At 68.9% G+C, this 17,945-nt stretch carries 14 protein-coding genes; 5 read left to right on the plus strand and 9 right to left on the minus strand.

Annotated elements, in window-relative coordinates; translation table 11 throughout:
* Positions 1-75: 75 nt before the first annotated feature.
* On the minus strand, positions 76-1,218 hold the full coding sequence (locus A5711_RS10705) for an AI-2E family transporter (RefSeq protein ID WP_067946226.1): 1,143 nt from the start codon (positions 1,216-1,218) through the stop codon (positions 76-78).
* Positions 1,219-1,363: 145 nt separating this feature from the next.
* Here A5711_RS10705 and A5711_RS10710 point away from each other — a divergent pair, with 145 nt between their 5' ends.
* Positions 1,364-2,533, plus strand: a complete 1,170-nt coding sequence (locus A5711_RS10710) for a TIGR00374 family protein (protein ID WP_067946228.1) — start codon at positions 1,364-1,366, stop codon at positions 2,531-2,533.
* On the opposite strand, the gene A5711_RS10715 is transcribed toward A5711_RS10710, so the two are convergent.
* Positions 2,530-3,081: a hemophore gene (locus A5711_RS10715; RefSeq protein WP_067946230.1), complete on the minus strand. Its 552-nt coding sequence runs from the start codon at positions 3,079-3,081 to the stop codon at positions 2,530-2,532. The two genes, A5711_RS10710 and A5711_RS10715, sit on opposite strands and share 4 nt — an antisense overlap.
* Before the next feature lie 328 nt (positions 3,082-3,409).
* On the opposite strand from A5711_RS10715, the gene A5711_RS10720 reads away from it, so the two are divergent.
* Both A5711_RS10720 and A5711_RS10725 read left to right on the plus strand, forming a co-directional pair.
* A complete protein-coding gene (locus A5711_RS10720; protein ID WP_067946232.1) occupies positions 3,410-6,460 on the plus strand; it encodes an efflux RND transporter permease subunit in 3,051 nt (1,016 codons plus the stop codon).
* Positions 6,457-6,999 carry a hypothetical protein gene (locus A5711_RS10725; RefSeq protein ID WP_067946234.1) on the plus strand — a complete coding sequence of 181 codons (543 nt, stop codon included), beginning with the start codon at positions 6,457-6,459 and terminating at the stop codon, positions 6,997-6,999. The genes A5711_RS10720 and A5711_RS10725 overlap by 4 nt, the downstream gene beginning before the upstream one ends.
* Here A5711_RS10725 and A5711_RS10730 read toward each other — a convergent pair whose 3' ends face one another.
* Both A5711_RS10730 and A5711_RS10735 read right to left on the minus strand, forming a co-directional pair.
* Positions 7,000-7,683, minus strand: coding sequence for a hypothetical protein (locus A5711_RS10730; protein ID WP_067946236.1), 684 nt, complete (start codon positions 7,681-7,683; stop codon positions 7,000-7,002).
* Positions 7,680-8,336: a hypothetical protein gene (locus A5711_RS10735; RefSeq protein ID WP_067946238.1), complete on the minus strand. Its 657-nt coding sequence runs from the start codon at positions 8,334-8,336 to the stop codon at positions 7,680-7,682. The genes A5711_RS10730 and A5711_RS10735 overlap by 4 nt, the downstream gene beginning before the upstream one ends.
* 41 nt (positions 8,337-8,377) lie before the next feature.
* On the opposite strand from A5711_RS10735, the gene A5711_RS10740 reads away from it, so the two are divergent.
* Entirely contained in the window at positions 8,378-10,363 is a 1,986-nt protein-coding gene (locus tag A5711_RS10740) for a M13 family metallopeptidase (RefSeq protein ID WP_067946240.1), read from the plus strand.
* Here A5711_RS10740 and A5711_RS10745 read toward each other — a convergent pair.
* The 5 genes from A5711_RS10745 to A5711_RS10765 form a co-directional block, all read right to left on the minus strand.
* Positions 10,360-12,585 (minus strand): molybdopterin-dependent oxidoreductase, encoded by a 2,226-nt coding sequence (locus A5711_RS10745; RefSeq protein WP_067946242.1) that lies wholly within the window; start codon positions 12,583-12,585, stop codon positions 10,360-10,362. The two genes, A5711_RS10740 and A5711_RS10745, sit on opposite strands and share 4 nt — an antisense overlap.
* Complete coding sequence (locus A5711_RS10750; RefSeq protein WP_156744864.1) at positions 12,582-13,163, minus strand: TetR/AcrR family transcriptional regulator; 582 nt, start codon at positions 13,161-13,163, stop codon at positions 12,582-12,584. Before A5711_RS10750 ends, A5711_RS10745 begins: the two co-directional genes overlap by 4 nt.
* 134 nt (positions 13,164-13,297) lie before the next feature.
* On the minus strand, positions 13,298-14,302 hold the full coding sequence (locus A5711_RS10755) for a L,D-transpeptidase family protein (protein WP_067946247.1): 1,005 nt from the start codon (positions 14,300-14,302) through the stop codon (positions 13,298-13,300).
* A gap of 118 nt (positions 14,303-14,420) precedes the next feature.
* Positions 14,421-15,659: an MFS transporter gene (locus A5711_RS10760; RefSeq protein WP_067946248.1), complete on the minus strand. Its 1,239-nt coding sequence runs from the start codon at positions 15,657-15,659 to the stop codon at positions 14,421-14,423.
* A 134-nt stretch (positions 15,660-15,793) separates the two neighbouring features.
* The gene (locus tag A5711_RS10765) at positions 15,794-16,084 is read right to left on the minus strand and encodes a metal-sensitive transcriptional regulator (protein ID WP_067742523.1); all 291 of its coding nucleotides are present in this window, start codon (positions 16,082-16,084) and stop codon (positions 15,794-15,796) included.
* A 115-nt stretch (positions 16,085-16,199) separates the two neighbouring features.
* Between A5711_RS10765 and ilvD the strand changes: the two genes are divergently transcribed.
* Complete coding sequence (ilvD, locus tag A5711_RS10770; RefSeq protein WP_067946250.1) at positions 16,200-17,915, plus strand: dihydroxy-acid dehydratase; 1,716 nt, start codon at positions 16,200-16,202, stop codon at positions 17,913-17,915.
* Positions 17,916-17,945: the final 30 nt, after the last annotated feature.

The following is a 17,945-nucleotide window of genomic DNA, read 5'->3' on the forward strand; positions in this document are numbered from 1 at the left end:
CCGCGCCAGCGCCGGCGTTCGGGCGGCGGCTTGTCCGCCCAGGACCTGCTGCGACGCGAGGGTCGGCTGTAAGCCTCAGTCGGCCTTTGCGGGTTCGTCTGGCTCGGCCTCCAGGAGGCTGCCCTCGTCGGCCTCCTCGGTCTGCTTCTCGGCTTCGGCGGCCGGATCCGCGGCGAGGAGCACCTGCATCGCGTTGTTGAGGAACGCGACCGTCGGCACGGCCAGCAGCGCGCCGACGATCCCGGCGAGCACGCCGCCTGCGGAGATGGCCAACACCACCCCGAGCGGGTGAATCGAGACGGCGCGGCCCATCACCAGCGGCTGCAGCACGTGGGCCTCGAGCTGGTTCACCGCGATCAGCAAACCCAGGGTAATCAGCGCGTACACAATGCCTTTGGCCAGCAGGGCGACCACCACGGCCAGCAGACCCGAGATCAGCGCACCGACGAGCGGGATGAAGGCTCCCAGGAACACCAAGGAGGCCAGCGGCAGCGCCAGCGGGATGCCCATGATCGCCAGGCCCGCCCCGACCCCGGCCGCGTCGGTCAGGGCCACCAGGAAGGTGGCCCGCACATACCCGGTCAGCGATCCGTAGCCGGCGCGGCCCGCCTCGCTCACCCGGTCGCGGACGTCGACCGGGAAGATCTTGACCACGTAGGCCCAGATGTTGCGTCCGCCGTAGAGAAAGAAGATCAACGTGAACAGCACCAACACCGCCGCGGTGACCAGTTCGGTGATGGTGGCCGCGGTCGACAGGGCGCCGCTTTCCAGCTTCGCCTGATTGTTGCGCAACGCCTCGATCGCGGCGTTGCCCGCGTTGTCGATCTGTTCGCTGCGCAGGTGCGCGGGCCCGTGGATCAGCCAGCGCCGGGTGGACTCGATGCTGCGGGTCACCTGTTCGGTCAGGCCGGGCACACCGTCGATGAACTGGAGGACGACGAACGCCAGGATGCCGCCCAGGATCGCGAACCCGCCCAGCAACACCATCGCCACCGCGCCACCGCGGGGCAGGCCCCGCCGGTCCAGCCAGTCCACCACCGGCAGCAGCAGCGCACTGACCAGCAACGCCACCAGTACCGGCACGACGATGATTTCGAGCTTCTTCACCACCCACAGCAGGGCGACCACCGCGGCGAGGATGACCAGCAAACGCCAGGCCCAGGCTGCGGTCTTGCGGACAAGGGGTTCGACCGAAGCGTCGTCGGTGTTTGCCGGCATTGGGTGAGCCTATCCGGCGGGGGGCACCCCCAAACGTCCGCGCGGCCGCGGGCCCCGACCACCCCGGCACGATCCGGTTACGACCCCGACACGGTCGGCGGCGCGCGACGATCCCCGCGCCACCTGCACCGTTACCCTAAATCACGTGTCGCACGACGCACCCGCCCGCAATCTCGACTTCCCGCGCGAAGAGGCCCCGCGCGGGAAGTACTGGTGGCTGCGGTGGGTGATCCTCGGGATCGTCGCCATCGTGCTTGCCGTGGAGGTCGCCCTGGGCTGGCATCAGCTGGCCAAGGCCTGGATGAGCCTGTACGAGGCGAACTGGTGGTGGCTGCTGGCGTCGGTGGTGGCGTCGGCCGCGTCGATGCACAGCTTCGCGCAAATCCAGCGCACGTTGCTGCGGTCGGCCGGCGTGCACGTCAAACAATTGCGATCCGAGGCCGCCATCTATGCCGCCAACTCGCTGAGCACCACGCTGCCCGGCGGGCCGGTGCTGTCCGCGACGTTTTTGCTTCGGCAGCAACGGCTTTGGGGTGCTTCGACGGTGGTGGCGTCGTGGCAGCTGGTGATGGGTGGCGTCCTGCAGGCCGTCGGGTTGGCGCTGCTGGGGCTGGGCGGTGCGTTCTTCCTCGGCGCGAAGAACAACCCGTTCTCGTTGCTGTTCACCCTCGGCGGCTTCGTCGCGTTGCTGATTCTCGCCCAGGCCGTCGCGTCGCGGCCGGAGCTGATCGACGGCATCGGCTGCCGGGTGTTGTCCTGGGTCAACTCCGTGCGCGGCCGGCCCGCCGACACCGGCCTGGACCGATGGCGCCAGACCCTGATGCAGCTGGAATCGGTGAGCCTGGGCCGGCGCGACATGGGGGTGGCGTTCGGTTGGTCGATGTTCAACTGGGTCGCCGACGTGGCCTGCCTCGGCTTCGCGGCGTACGCCGCCGGCGACCATGCGTCGGTCGCCGGGCTGACGGTGGCCTACGCGGCCGCCCGCGCCGTCGGCACGATACCGCTGATGCCGGGCGGGTTGTTGGTGGTGGAGGCGGTGCTGGTGCCCGGGCTGGTGTCCAGCGGCATGTCGCTGCCGAATGCGATCTCGGCCATGCTGATCTACCGGCTGATCAGCTGGCTGCTCATGTCCGCCATCGGCTGGGTGGTGTTCTTCTTCGTGTTCCGCACGGAAAACGTCGCCGTCCCGGACGACGAGGAGCCCGCACCGGAACCCGAACCGACGGCGCACCAGGGCCAGCCCGTCAATGATCCGACCGAGACCGCGCTGCAGGGCCCGTTACCGCCCGATCGCAGCCCGGATAACGAGAACTAGCCGGCGGTGTTGCCGCGCGGCGGGCCCGACAGCGGGTTGGCCGGCGCTGGTGCGACGGGGCCGGTGGCCGCGGGCGGGGCGGCCGGCGTGCCGGCCAGCGGCGACGCCCCCGCGGCATTGCCCGGCAGCGCGGGCAGCCCACCGGCGGCTCCCTGCGCCTGCTGCATCATGCCCATCGCCTGGGTGGGCGAGATCGGCAACTTGCACTGCAGCGACAGGTTCGTCAGGGGCTGGGCGATCGACGTCATGTCGCCGGCCACCTTTGGGTTGGCCTCGAAGTAGGACTTCAGCCCGGTCATCGACTGCGGGCCCGCCTGCTGCTGCAGCATCGAGGTCATCGTCTGGTTGGTCTCCGGATGCGAGTCCAGGTAGTCGCCCATCGACTTGGAGACCGAACCGATCGTCCGGGCGACCTCGCTGGCCGAGCACGGATCGGTAGCGCCCGTCGCAGCCGGCCCCGCCAGGACCGCGAGGGCGGCGCACGGCACGGTGGCGGCGATCAGCCCGGCGAAGATTCTGCGGCGCCCGGTCGCGGTGCCTCTCGTCATGGAAACTCCTTAGTGTTTGCGACGTCGCACGCAGCACCGACGCCTCGCAAACGGCTGCAATAGACGGCCTCTTCGATAGCGGAGCTCCCCAGCGCCCCCGGGCCATCCGACATCCTGCCATCGCCGGCGGCACCCCTGCCAGCCCGAGCGAGGCCCTGTGAGGAAAATCCCGCCCGGTCACCGGCTCACAACGACTTGGCAGCGTCTTGGCAACAACGCCGTCGCTGCAGCTCAGGAACTAGAAAGCTCACATCATCCACAGGTCGCTGCGGTATTCTCGCCAGCACGCGTTACGCGCTACACGGGGAGTGACGAAATCCAGCAGTTAATGATGCGTCTCAGCCGCAGCCTGCGTAAGTACCGCTGGTTGGTCTTCACAGGCTGGTTGCTGGCTTTGGTTCCGGCGATCTATCTGGCCTTGACGCAGTCGGGGAATCTGACCGGCGGCGGCTTCGAGGTGGCCGGATCGCAGTCGCTGCTCGTCCACGACCAGCTCGAGGAGCTGTACCACGACCAGGGGTCGTCCTCGCTGGCCCTGGTGGCGGCCCCGCGCCCGGACGCCAGCTACTCGGACATCAACGACGCGGTCGCGCTGTTGCGGCGCACCGCCGCCGAGGTTCCCGGCGTTTCGGAGGTGCCCAACCCCACCCAGCGGCCACCGCAACCCGACCGCCCGTATGTGCTTTCGCTGCGGCTGGACTCCCGCAACACCAGCGACGTCGCCAAACAGCTGCGCAAGAAGGTCGGCGTCAACGGGGATCAGCCCGGCCAGACCGCGGACGGGCGGGTGCGGCTGTACGTGATCGGCCAGGGCGCGCTCAGTGCCGCCGCAGCGCAGAACACCAAGCACGACATCGCCGCCGCCGAGCGCTGGAACCTGCCCGTGATCCTCATCGTCCTGCTCGCGGTGTTCGGTTCGCTGGCGGCCGCGGCGATTCCGCTTGCCCTCGGTGTCTGCACGGTCGTGGTCACCATGGGCCTGGTCTACCTGCTCTCGGCCTACACGACCATGTCGGTGTTCGTCACCTCGACGGTCTCGATGTTCGGGATCGCCCTCGCCGTCGACTATTCGTTGTTCATCTTGATGCGCTTCCGCGAGGAGTTGCGGTCCGGGCGCGAGCCGCGGGAGGCCGTCGACGCCGCGATGGCCACCTCGGGGCTCGCGGTGGTGCTGTCCGGGATGACCGTCGTCGCCTCGCTCACCGGGATCTACGTGATCAACACCCCGGCGCTGAAATCGATGGCCACGGGCGCGATTCTGGCGGTCGCGGTCGCGATGCTGACCTCGACCACGCTGACCCCGGCGGCGCTGGCGACGTTCGGCCGCTCGGCCGCCAAGCGGTCGGCGTTCCTGCATTGGTCGCGCGGGCCGGAGGGTGGCCAATCCCGGTTCTGGAACCGCTGGATCGGCTGGGTGATGCGCCGGCCGTGGATCTCGGCGCTGGCCGCCTCGCTGGTCCTGCTCGTCATGGCGGCACCGGCCTCATCGATGGTGCTGGGCAACAGCCTGCTGCGCCAGTTCGACTCCTCGCACGAAATCCGCGCCGGGGTGGGCGCGGCGGCCCAGGCCCTCGGCCCCGGCGCGCTCGGCCCGATCCGGGTGCTGGTCACCTTCCCGGACGGCGGCGCCGCCTCACCCGAACACAGCCAGACCATCGGCGCGATCCGGCAGCGGATGGCGCAGGCCCCGAACATCGTCTCCGTGGCGCCGCCGCAATTCGCCGAGGACAACGGCAGCACCCTGCTGTCCGCGGTGTTGTCGGTCGACCCCGAGGACATGCGCGCCCGCGAGACCGTCGGCTGGATGCGCGCGCAGCTGCCCAAGGTGCCCGACCGGGGAACCGCGCGGGTGGACGTGGGGGGCCCGACCGCGCTGATCAAGGACTTCGACGACCAGGTGTCCAAGACCGAGCCGCTGGTGCTGGCCATCGTGGCGCTGATCGCGTTCGTGATGCTGCTGCTATCGGTCCACTCGGTGTTCCTGGCCCTCAAGGGCGTGCTGATGACCCTGCTGTCGGTCGCGGCCGCCTACGGCAGCCTGGTGATGGTGTTCCAGTGGGGCTGGCTGAAGGATCTCGGGTTCGCCCAGATCAGCTCGATCGACAGCACGGTGCCGCCGCTGGTGCTCGCGATGACTTTCGGGTTGTCGATGGATTACGAGATCTTCCTGCTGACCCGCATCAGGGAACGATTCCTGCATTCCGGGAACACCCGCGACGCCGTCGCGTATGGCGTGAGCACCAGCGCCCGCACCATCACCAGCGCGGCGCTGATCATGATCGCCGTCTTCATCGGCTTCGCGTTCGCCGGCATGCCGCTGGTGGCCGAGATCGGCGTGGCGTGCGCGGTGGCGATCGCAGTGGACGCGACCGTGGTGCGGCTGGTCCTGGTACCGGCGCTGATGGCGATGTTCGCCCAGTGGAACTGGTGGATCCCGCCGTGGCTGTCGCGCGTGCTGCCCTCGGTCGACTTCGACCGGCCGCTGCCGGAGGTCGATCTCGGCGACGTCGTGGTCATTCCCGACGACATCTCGGCGCTGACGGCGCCCAACGCCGACCTGCGGATGGTGCTCAAGTCGGCGGCCAAGCTCAAGCACCTCGCGCCCGACGCCATCTGCGTGACCGATCCGCTGGCGTTCACCGGCTGCGGGCGCACCGGCAAGGAGAGGCAGGGTGCGCTGCTGCAGGGGCCGGACCAGGATCGCGGTCGCGATCCCGGCCAAATTCCCCACCAGGTCAACATCGACGACGAGAAGGCGGGCGTCGTGGTGGGCGCCGCCGTCCGCAGGACCGGCAGCAACGGCCACACCAACGGCGCCTCCGGGGCCAAGAAGCGGGTCGGCGGCCTGACGTCACGCAACGGCATCGCCAAGGCGATCGTGGGGTCGGACCGGCCCGTCCACCCGGTCACGTTGTGGCGGGGGCGGCTTTCGGTCGCCATCGACGCGTTGGAGAGCGAGACCGACACCGCGGACCGGCCCGTGTACGAGCGTCGCAGCCCGGTGGAAACCACCCACGTTCAGCTGCCCACCGGCGACCGGCTGCTGGTCCCGACCGGCGCCGAGACGCTGCGCCTGAAGGGCTACCTCATCATGTGCCGTAACAGTCGCCGCGATTACGCCGACTTTGCCGATATGGTTGAAACGTTGGAGCCCGAGACCGCCGCTGTGGTGCTGGCCGGCATGGACAGGTACTACTGTTGTCAGTCGCCCAGGCGGGAATGGATCGCCACCCAGTTGGTCCGTCGACTCGCTGATCCGGATCCCTGTGATTTGAACGACGAGCAGGGGTCCTCCGAGGGCGACGCCCACCCGGACTGGGAGGAGATCAGGCAGCGCTGCCTGTCGGTGGCCGTAGCGATGCTGGAGGAGGCGAGGTGACGTTGGCACCTGACCGACGCTCCACACTGCCGTCCCAGCGGCCGGCCACCGATCCGCGCACCGGTCCCGGCGGTGAATCCCGCAGTGCACCCCTTCAAGACTCCGACCAGCCGGTGGAGTTCTGGCCGACGTCCGCGATTCGCGCCGCGCTGCAAGGCGGTGACATCGCCACCTGGAAGCGCATCGCCGCGGCGTTGAAGCGCGATCCGTATGGGCGGACCGCCCGCCAGGTCGAAGAGGTGCTCGAAGGCACCCGTCCCTACGGCATCTCCAAAGCGCTGTGGGAGGTGCTGGAACGCGCCCGCACCCACCTGGAGGCCAACGAACGGGCCGAGGTGGCCCGCCACGTGCGGCTGCTCATCGACCGCTCGGGCCTGGCCGAGCAGGAATTCGCGTCCCGCATCGGGGTGACCGCCGAAGAACTCGTCGCCTACCTGGACGGCAGCACCAGCCCGTCGGCCGCGCTGATGATCCGGATGCGCCGATTGTCGGATCGGTTCGTCAAGGTGAAGTCGACGCGCGCGGCCGAGTCCAACTGATCACCTGATCGGCAGCACGTCCGATACCAGCCATGCGCCGCCGCGCTTGGTCAGCGCCACCCGCAGCGCGGGCGCCGACCGGCTGGCCGGCTGGCCCGGCGCGTTCTGGGTGACCCGCAGGATCACCGCCACGCTGGCCGCCGACGGCCCGAGGGCCTCGACGCCGGCCGCCAGCGTCGCGGCCTGAGCGGTGACGTTGTGCTGGGCGAGCTCGGCGCTGGTCTTCGTGTACTGCTCCTTGAACGCGGCGGCGTGGTCGGGGACGATCAGCGCCGTGGCGCGGTCGATGGAGCTGTCCGGGGCGCCCGGGGTGAACGACGCCATCGCCTCCGCCATGCCCGTGGCGACCCGAACCACGTCGCGGGAGTCGTCCTTGAACTCGCGGTCCGAGCGCGTCCAGTGCGTGTATCCGGTGACCACCGCGGCCACCAGCGCTGCCGTGCAGAGCAAGACGACGGCCAATCGCAGGCCCGGTGCGTCGTCATCGGTGCCGACGCTGACCGAATCACGGCGCAGCAGCCAGAAATTGACCCCGACACCCTCGACGATCAGCAGCACCAGCACCGAGCACACCGAAACCCACCACAGCGGCCAGCCCAGGATCAGGCCGATCGCCAGCAACCCCGCGATCGCGGCCACTGGGGCCAGGATGTCGAACGCGAGCAGGCGCCACAGGTTTCTCATCGGATCGATTCCAGTCCCGAGATCATCAGCTTGCCGTCCACGTTGACGACGTCGAGCCGCAGGTTCCAGTGCACCGTCTGCGGTTTGGCGCCGGCGTTCTCGCTGACCGACGTCGCGACCAGCATGACCGAATCCAGGCGGCTCGCGAAGGGCGGCAGCTTGGTGGTCACCACCGGGCGGGAAACGCCGGGCTGGGTGTCCAGGTCGTGACGCACGGCCTCGACCGCCACCGCGTCGATGCGCCCGGCGCTCTTGGACTGCAGCTTCTCCACCACCTGCTTATAGGGCTGCATGGCAGCGTCGAAGTCGGTGTTGAGTTCGCCGACCGTGCCGTCGTGCAGCCGTTGCAGGCTGGCGTCGATGTTGCCGCTGTTCATGTTGATCAGCACGCCCGTCCAGTCGGCGGCGGTTTGCATGACGCGGGTGAGGTAGCGGCGCTCGGCCGTGTCGTCGCGATGCCCGGACCAGAGGAAGAACCCGAACACGATCGCGGCCACCGACAGCACGCCGAGGACGGCCGACGCGATGCCGTACGGGGAGAACATCGGGCCGCCGGCGCCCTCCGATTCGTCGTCAAGGTCTTCGTCGGGGTCGGCGAGGTCTGCCTCTTCCGTTTCCTGGGTTGCTGGCTCGGTGCGCTCGCCGTCGGACATGGCCCGATCGTCGCACCCGACAAAGATGGAAGGATGGCGGGGTGACAGTAGAGGCCATTCGCTCGGGGATCGACCTGAGCCATGTCGACGCCAACACCCGCCCCCAGGACGACCTGTTCGGTCACGTCAACGGCCGCTGGCTGGCCGAATACGAGATCCCGGCGGACCGGGCGACCGACGGCGCGTTCCGCCACCTTTACGACCGCGCCGAGGAACAGGTGCGCGACCTGATCATCGAGGCCAGCGAGACCGGCGCGGCCCCGGGCACCGATCAGCAGCGCATCGGCGACCTCTACGCCAGCTTCCTCGACGAGGAAGCCATCGAGCGTCGCGGGCTGCAACCGCTGCTCGACGAGCTGGCCACCATCGACGAGGCCGCCGACCCGGACGCGTTGGCCGCGGCGATTGGTGCGCTTCAGCGCACGGGAGTGGGCGGCGGCGTCGGGCTGTATATCGACACCGACGCCAAGAACTCGGCCCGGTACCTGGTGCACGTCACCCAGTCCGGCATCGGATTGCCCGACGAGTCCTACTTCCGCGAAGAGCGGCACGCCGAGGTGCTGGCGGCATATCCCGGTCACATCGCGCGGATGTTCGGCTTGGTGTACGGCGCGGCGCCGGACGCGCACGCCGACACCGCGGCCCGCATCGTGGCGCTGGAGGGCAAGCTGGCCGCCGCGCACTGGGATGTGGTCAAGCGACGGGACGCCGAGCTCAGTTACAACCTGCGCACCTTCGCTGATCTGCAGACCGAAGGGCGGGGCTTCGACTGGACCGGCTGGGTTGACGCGCTGGGCGCCACGCCGGAGGAATTCGCGGAAACCATTGTGCGGCAACCTGATTACCTCACCGCCTTCGCCGCCCTGTGGTCCAGCGCCGACCTGGCGGACTGGAAGGATTGGGCCCGTTGGCGGTTGATCCGTGCCCGTGCGTCCTGGTTGACCGACGAGCTGGTCGCCGCGGATTTCGACTTCTACGGCCGCCTGCTCACCGGCGCCGAGCAGATCCGGGAACGCTGGAAGCGGGCGGTGTCGCTGGTGGAACACCTGATGGGCGATGCCGTCGGAAAGCTCTATGTACAGCGGTATTTCCCGCCGGACGCCAAAGCCCGCATCGACGCGCTGGTGGAGAACCTGAAGGCGGCCTACCGGCTGTCCATCAACGAGCTGGACTGGATGACGCCGCAGACCCGGGAGCGCGCCCTGGCCAAGCTGGACAAGTTCGTCGCCAAGGTCGGCTACCCGGCGAAGTGGCGGGACTACTCCAAGGTGGTGATCGACCGCACCGACCTCTACGGCAACTTCCAGCGCGGCTACGCGGTCAACCACGACCGCGAACTGGCCAAGCTGGGCGGCCCGGTCGATAAGGACGAGTGGTTCATGACGCCCCAGACGGTCAACGCCTACTACAACCCGGGGATGAACGAAATCGTCTTTCCGGCAGCCATTCTGCAGCCGCCGTTCTTCGACGCCGAGGCCGACGACGCCGCCAACTACGGCGGGATCGGCTCGGTGATCGGGCACGAGATCGGGCACGGCTTTGACGACCAGGGCGCCAAGTACGACGGCGACGGCAACCTGGTGGACTGGTGGACCGACGCCGACCGCGCCGAATTCGGCGCTCGCACCAAGGCCCTGATCGAGCAGTACGAGGCGTACACGCCGCGCGGGCTGGACGCCGGTCACCACGTCAACGGCGCCTTCACCGTCGGGGAGAACATCGGCGACCTGGGCGGCTTGTCGATCGCCCTGCTGGCCTATCAGCTGTCGCTGCAGGGCCAACCCGCGCCCGTCATCGACGGTCTCACCGGGGTGCAGCGGGTGTTCTACGGCTGGGCTCAGGTGTGGCGCACCAAATCCCGTCGGGCGGAAGCGATCCGGCGGTTGGCGACCGATCCGCACTCGCCGCCGGAGTTCCGCTGCAACGGCGTCATCCGCAATATGGACGCCTTTTACGAGGCGTTCGGAGTCGCCGAGGGCGACGCGTTGTTCCTCGAGCCGCAGCGGCGGGTCAGGATCTGGAACTAAGCGACCGCTTCGATCCGCGCCGGCACGTGCTTGTGCCACGGCGTGCCGGCGTAGGGGTCGCGCCACTCCGTCGAGGTGAGCGCGTTCGGGGCGACGCCCCGGACCACGGTATGCCCGTCGGCGTCGACGTAGTCGAGTCCAAACCCGTTGGGCAGGGCCGCATGTCCGGCCAGCATGGTCTCGGTGATCTCGACGGTGGCCTCGGCACTGCCGGCCGCGGTGCTGATGCGGGCGCGGCACCCGTCGACGAGTCCGAGCGCCTGGGCGTCCTCGACGCTCACGCGCAGCGCACCGTCCGCGTCGCGTTTGCGCCAGGAGGGGTCGCGGAAGATGTCGTTGGCGGTGTAGGCGCGACGCTCGCCCACCGACAGCACGATCGGGAAATCCGGCGTGGTCAGGCGCGGCGGGGCCGCGGTCAGCGCCCGCAAATCGTCGAGCATCGCGGGGATTTCCAGCGCGATCTTGTGGTCGGCGTGGCTGATCAAAGCGAAGTCGTCCTCGTAGTTGTGGACGGTGAACGTCACCCCGGACGGGGTGTCGAGGATTGCGTCGAACAGCGCGTTGCCGTCGGCGTGACCGGCGCGGCGCACCGCCTCGGGATAGGTCAGCGCGGCCTTCTGGGCGAGCCCCCACAGCGCGGCCGCGCCGCGCAGGCCGTCCGGCAGCGTGGGCCCGAGCGTCTCGTAGAGGACATAGGGAAGCAGCTTGGCGACGGTCGGGTTGGTCGCGGTGGCGGTCAGGAAGGCTTCGGTGTAGGCCGCTCGCCCGCGCCGGGCGGCTTCGGACAGTGGCCGCAGATCCTTGTCGTCGACCACGCCCAGGGCGCGCACCAGCCGAGCCCAGATCTCCGGCTCGGGCAGCGTCCCCGGCAGCGGTTCGAGTAACGGCCGGCGCAGCTGAAAAGCGTTGTGCGGGAACTCCAGATTGAAGAATGTGGCTTCCGGCTTCTCGAACTGGGACGCAGCGGGCAGCACGTAGTGCGCGAGCCGCGCGGTCTCGGTCATCGCGACGTCGATGACGACCATCAGTTCCAGCGCTTTGAAGGCCTCCCGGCAGGCGGCCGAGTTGGCCAGCGAATGCGCGGGATTGCTGCTCTCCACGATCATGGCCCGGAACCGGTCCGGGTGGTCGGTCAGGATCTCCTCGGGCACGACGTTGCTGGGCACCAATCCGGAGATGATGGGGGCGCCGGTCACCGGGGTGCGCCCGGAGAACTGGCCGAACAGCGGCCCGAAGGCCGAATGTAGATGCTGGCCACCCTTTTTCGCGAAGTTGCCGGTGAATATCCACAGCAGCTTGTTCAGGTACGAGCAGAGCGTGCTGTTGGGCGCCTGCTGCACGCCGAGATCCTCGAATACCGAGACGCTGTCCGCGGCGGCGATGCGCCGCGCCGCCGCGCGCAACAACTCCTCGTCCACCCCGCACCGTTGCGCGTAGTCGGCAACCGGCACCTCGCGCAGCTCGGCGCGGACGGCGTCGGCGCCGCGCACGTGTTCGGCCAGAAACGTTTCGTCACAGAGGTTTTCCTGGACCAGGACGGCCGCCAGCGCGGCCAGGCACCACGCGTCGGTGCCGGGTTGCACCCGTAGATGAAAGTCGGACATCTTGGCGGTGTCGGTGACGACCGGATCGATGACGATCATCGACCGGTCCGGGTCCTTGGCGATCTCGTTGAGCACCACCCGGGCGCGGGGAAAGCTCTGCGACATCCACGGGTTCTTCCCGACGAACACTGACACTTCGGCGTGCTCGAATTCGCCCCGCGTGTGACCGCCGTACAGCTGAGTGTCGATCCAGGCTTCACCGGTCTTCTCCTGCGCCAGGGCATTTGACCGGTATCGCGAGCCGAGGGCTTTGAGGAAGGCGCCGCTGTAGGCACCGCCCAGGTGATTGCCCTGCCCGCCACCGCCGTAGTAGAAGATCTTGTCTCCGCCGTAGGCGTCGCGGATGTGCTTGAACCCGTCGGCGATCTCGACAATCGCGGTGTCCCAGTCGATTTCCTCGAAAGTGCCGTCGGCGCGCCGGCGCAGCGGAGAGGTCAATCGGGCGCCGCTGTTTTGATAGTGGTCCAGCCGCAAGGCTTTGTTGCAGGTGTAACCCTGCGACGCCGGGTGGGCCTTGTCGCCCCGGATGCGGGCCAGCTTCCGATCTTCGACTTGGACGACGATGCCGCAGTTGCACTCGCAGAGGATGCACGCCGTGGGCTTCCATTCACCGGTCATCGCGGGAGGTCCTTTCCGTTCGCCTCGGCCGACAGCAGGTCACGTAGCTGGCGGTGCACGACGTCGAGGGGGCTCAGGTCGCGCCGCACCCGGGCCAGCACGATCGCGCCCTCCAGCGCGGTGGTGGCCAGCATCGCCAAGTCGCCGGCCCGTGCGCGCGGTATCCCGTCGGCGACGAAGCGCTGCGCGATCAGGTCGGTCCAGCGGTCGAACACCGACGCCGCCCGTTCGACGACGGGCGCCATGCGCTCTTCCTCGCCGGCCTCCACGGAAACCGCGACCACGGGGCAGCCCGCGCGGAAGTCGCTGTCGAGCAACTGGCGGCGATACTTGTCGATGAGGGTGTCCATCAGCTGGGGGCCGTTTTCGGCTTCGGCGATGATCGCGGCGACGTGCTCGCCGGCGTAATCCACCGCCTCGCAGAGCAGTTGGGTCCGGCCGCCCGGGAAGTAGTGATAGGCCGATCCGCGCGGTGCGCGGCTGTGCTCGAGGACGTCCGAGATCGCGGTGGCGTGGGCCCCTCGCTCCCTGATCAACAACGCGGCCGAGATCACCATCCGTTCGCGTGGACTGCGCATCGCCGCTCCTTCGGGCCGCTTGGTTATGTATGTTGCTATACATAATGCGCGGCGCGCAAGGGGTACCACGAGCAGACACAAGATCGCCCATTCCGAGCCGGAATGGGCGATCTTGTGTCTTGTCGGTTAAGCCGTCAGTTGATCCAGTCGGCGGAGCCGTCGTTCTTCTTGTAATTGCCGCCGCTGGAGTTCTTCACGACGATGGGATCACCCGGACCGAAGTTGTCGAAGAACCACTTGGCGTTGGTGGGGCTGATGTTGATGCAGCCGTGGCTGACGTCGCGCTTGCCCTGATCGTCGACCGACCACGGCGCGCTGTGCACATAGTCGCCGACGTTGTCGAAGCGGACCGCGTCCTCCACCGTCACCTTGTAGCCGTAGGTCGAGTTGACCGGGACCCCGTAGGTCGACGAATCCATCACCACCGACGCCTTCTTGTCCTGCACGTAGTAGGTGCCATTGGGCGTCTGGTGGTTGCCGGACGTCATGCCCATCGACATCGGGAAGGTCTTCTCCACGGTGCCGTTGCGGGTGATGGTCAGCTGATGGGTGGCGTCGTCAGCCGTGGCCACCAGCGTGTCGCCGGTCTGGAAGTTGGTGACGGTGCCCCCGGCGTCGACGGTCACCGCGGTGTGCGCGGGCCAGAAGCTCAGCGGACGCCAGCGCAGCTGGGTCGGGGTCATCCAGTAGAACTTGCCCGGCACCGGCGGCACGGACGAGACGTGGACCGCATCGATGGCCGCGCCGGCGTCGTCAACCGTTCCGGGGAAGTTGATGATGATCGGCTGGGCCACCCCGACCGTCGAGCCGGTTTTCGGGACGAACGTCGGCGGCCCGAACGGGGCCTTGCCGGTGAACGGGGTGGGGTTCTGCCCCGCGGCCGAGGCGGCCGCCGGCTGCGCCATCGGGGGCATCCAGGGCGGCGGTGCCGGGGCGTCGGGCGGAGGCGGCGGCGCGAACGGGTCGGGCGGCGGCGCGGGCGGCCCGGGTGGGCCCGCCACCACGCCCGGATCACCGGGGGCCGGGTCCGGGTCCGCAAGCGCCGGAGCGGCGCTCAGGACCAGTGCCAAACCCATGACAGAAGCCAATCCGGCTGCGTTCAGGGCGGCCCAAAGCCTCCCTCGCGTCCAGCCCGACATATGCATCCCTCCACGCTCGAGTACCTGACCCAGTGTGGCATAGGGCGCACTCCAGCTAACGCATTCCGGGTTGCCGGGTGCCGGGTTCCGGCCGCATTTGCGCCGTTGAGCTGGTCAGCTATGAATCGCGTGAGGTTGTCGGCGCAACGTCGAGCGCCTGGCGGTTGGCCGCCGCACCGACCAGCGCGGCAGCCATCAAACCGGCCGACGCGGCCAGCATCAGGACGACGCTGCGCTCGTACAGCAGGCCGCCGGCGAGCGCGCCCGCCATGATGCCCACCTGAAACGCCGTCACGTACAGCCCCGACGCCCCGTCGGGATCGTCGGCGCCACTGCGCATCGCGGCGGACTGCATCATCGGCGACACGGCGGTGGCCATCGCCCCCCAGAGCACGATCGCGGCCGTCCCGATCAAGGCCGCCGCCGCGGCGGGCTTGCCGCCCAGCGCCAGCGCGGTCAGCACGACGAGTGCGGCCGTCAGGCCGAACATGCAACCGATGATCGCCCCTTTGGGCCGGCGGTCGAGTGGCCGCGCCACCAGGCCGACGGCGAGCACCCCGGCGGCGCCGTAAGCGGCCAGCACCCACGCGAGGTTGGGCCCGCGCACGCCGACGACTTCGCGGATGATCTCGACGATGTAGGTGTACGAGACGAAATGACCGGTCACGCCGACCATGGTGATGATGCTGACGATGATCAGCCGGCGGTTGCGGTGGTGGCGGGCCCGGGGCCCCACGCACTCGAGCTGGTCCGCGGTCAGCACCATCTCCGGCAACATCACCCTGGCGGCCACCGTGACGATGGCGGCCGCCACGGTCACGCACACCACCGCCAGGCGCCAGCCCCACATCAGGCTCATCGCCGCGGTCAGCGGGCTTCCGACGACCAGCGCCAGGCTGGTCCCGATGTAGATCGACATCGTCGCGCGGCCGGCGTGGCTGGGCGGTACCAGCCGGGTCGCGATCGGCGCGATGACCGACCAGAGCAGGCCATGGGTGATCGCGCAGAGCACGCGACCGGCGGCCAGCACCGCGAAGGTGGGCGCCAGCGCGGAGATCACCTGGGAGACGGTCAGGCAGGTCAGGCTCAGGACCAGCACCCGGCGGCGCGGCAGGTGCGCGGTCCAGCGCACCAGCGGGATCGTGGTCAGGGCCGCCACCAGGGCGTACCACGACAACAGGGTGCCCACCAGCACCAGGCTGACGTGCAGGTTGCGGGCGATCGCCGGCAGCGCGCCGACGGGCAGGATCTCGGCGGTGACATAGATGAAGGCCGCCGCGGCCAGCACGACGAGCTGGGCGGCGATCCGTGGGGTCCACGTTCGCGCGGCAGCGGCAGCATTGGATTCGGCAGTCATGGCGTCGGTATCGGCCGGGCTACCCAGTTCCTGGGTTGTCGCGCCTAATGCGATCACACTGCCTTAGCGTACGGACCGCAACTACGGCTCCCCCCTTGTCAGGGCCGGAGCTCGGGTCTCAACTCGGTCACCAATCAGGAACGAACCAGGCGCGCGATGGCGGCGGAGGCTTCGGCGAGCTTGTGATCGGCGTCGTCGCCGCCCTCGGCCACGGCCCGGGTGACGCAGTGGTTGAGGTGCTCGTCAAGCAGGTTCAGCGCGACGGAACGCAGCGCGCTGTTCACCGCGCTGATCTGGGTGAGGACGTCGATGCAGTACTTGTCTTCCTCGATCATCCGGGCGATGCCCCGCACCTGACCCTCGATGCGCCGCAGCCGCTTGGCGTAATTGTCCTTCTGCTGCGAATATCCGTGCTCGTTCGTCATCGCCCTGCCTCACCCTCTGCCGCTACGCGCCCGCCGGCGCCACCAATCCACTTTATACCCCGCCCGGGTATGACCCGCGGATTTACCGTCCGTCCAGTTCACGCATACTTGCAGGATGGCCACCACACCCGATGCGACCGGAACCGCCGACATCAAACCGCGCAGTCGTGACGTAACCGACGGCCTGGAGAAGGCCGCCGCGCGCGGCATGTTGCGGGCGGTCGGCATGGGTGACGAGGACTTCGCCAAGCCGCAGATCGGGGTGGCGTCGTCATGGAACGAGATCACCCCGTGCAACCTCTCGCTGGACCGGCTCGCCAAGGCGGTCAAGGAAGGGGTGTTCGCGGCCGGCGGCTACCCGCTCGAGTTCGGGACGATCTCGGTTTCCGACGGCATCTCGATGGGCCACGAGGGGATGCACTTCTCGCTGGTGTCGCGCGAGGTGATCGCGGACAGCGTCGAGACCGTGATGCAGGCCGAGCGCCTCGACGGGTCGGTGCTGCTGGCCGGGTGCGACAAGTCGCTGCCCGGGATGCTGATGGCCGCCGCCCGGCTGGATCTGGCGGCGGTGTTCCTGTATGCGGGCTCGATCCTGCCCGGGCGAGCCAAGCTGTCCGACGGCACGGAACGCGAGGTCACCATCATCGACGCGTTCGAGGCCGTGGGCGCGTGCGCCCGCGGATTGATGTCCCGTGAGGACGTCGACGCCATCGAGCGCGCGATCTGTCCCAGCGAGGGTGCGTGCGGCGGCATGTACACCGCCAACACGATGGCCAGCGCCGCGGAGGCCCTCGGCATGTCGCTGCCCGGCAGCGCGGCCCCGCCGGCCACCGATTACCGCCGCGACGGGTTCGCCCGCCGCAGCGGCCAGGCCGTCGTGGAGTTGCTGCGCCGCGGCATCACCGCCCGCGACATCCTCACCAAGGAAGCGTTCGAGAACGCCATCGCGGTGGTGATGGCGTTCGGTGGGTCGACCAACGCCGTGCTGCACCTGCTGGCGATCGCACACGAGGCCGACGTCGAGTTGTCGCTCGACGACTTCAGCCGGATCGGTTCGAAGGTTCCGCACCTGGCCGACGTCAAACCGTTCGGCCGCCACGTCATGTCGCACGTCGACCAGATCGGCGGCGTTCCGGTGGCGATGAAGGCGCTGCTGGATGCGGGCCTGCTGCACGGCGATTGCCTGACCGTGACGGGCCGGACCGTTGCGGAGAACCTGGCCGCGATCGACCCGCCCGACCCGGACGGCAAGGTACTGCGGGCCCTGGACAATCCCATCCACCCGACCGGTGGCATCACGATCCTGCGTGGGTCGCTGGCGCCCGAGGGCGCGGTGGTCAAGTCCGCCGGCTTCGACTCCGACGTCTTCGAGGGCACGGCAAGGGTTTTCGACGGTGAGCGCGCCGCGCTGGACGCGCTGGAGGACGGCACGATCACCAAGGGCGATGCCGTGGTGATCCGCTACGAGGGCCCCAAGGGCGGACCCGGAATGCGGGAAATGCTCGCGATCACCGGCGCGATCAAGGGTGCCGGCCTGGGCAAGGACGTGCTGCTGCTGACCGACGGCCGCTTCTCCGGCGGGACGACCGGCCTGTGCGTCGGCCACATCGCACCCGAGGCGGTCGACGCCGGGCCGATCGCCTTCCTGCGCGACGGCGACCCCATCCGCCTGGACGTTGCGAACCGGGTCCTCGACGTCCTGGTCGATCCGGCCGAATTCGATTCCCGGCGAAAGGGTTTCGCTCCTCCCCCGCCGCGCTACCAGACCGGCGTACTGGCGAAGTATGTCAAGCTGGTGAGCTCGGCGGCGAACGGCGCGGTCTGCGGTTAGCTCCGATCGCCGCTTCGCTCAACGGGTTTG

The sequence above is a fragment of the Mycobacterium sp. E2238 genome, from assembly GCF_001672665.1.
Taxonomy (GTDB): Bacteria; Actinomycetota; Actinomycetes; order Mycobacteriales; family Mycobacteriaceae; genus Mycobacterium.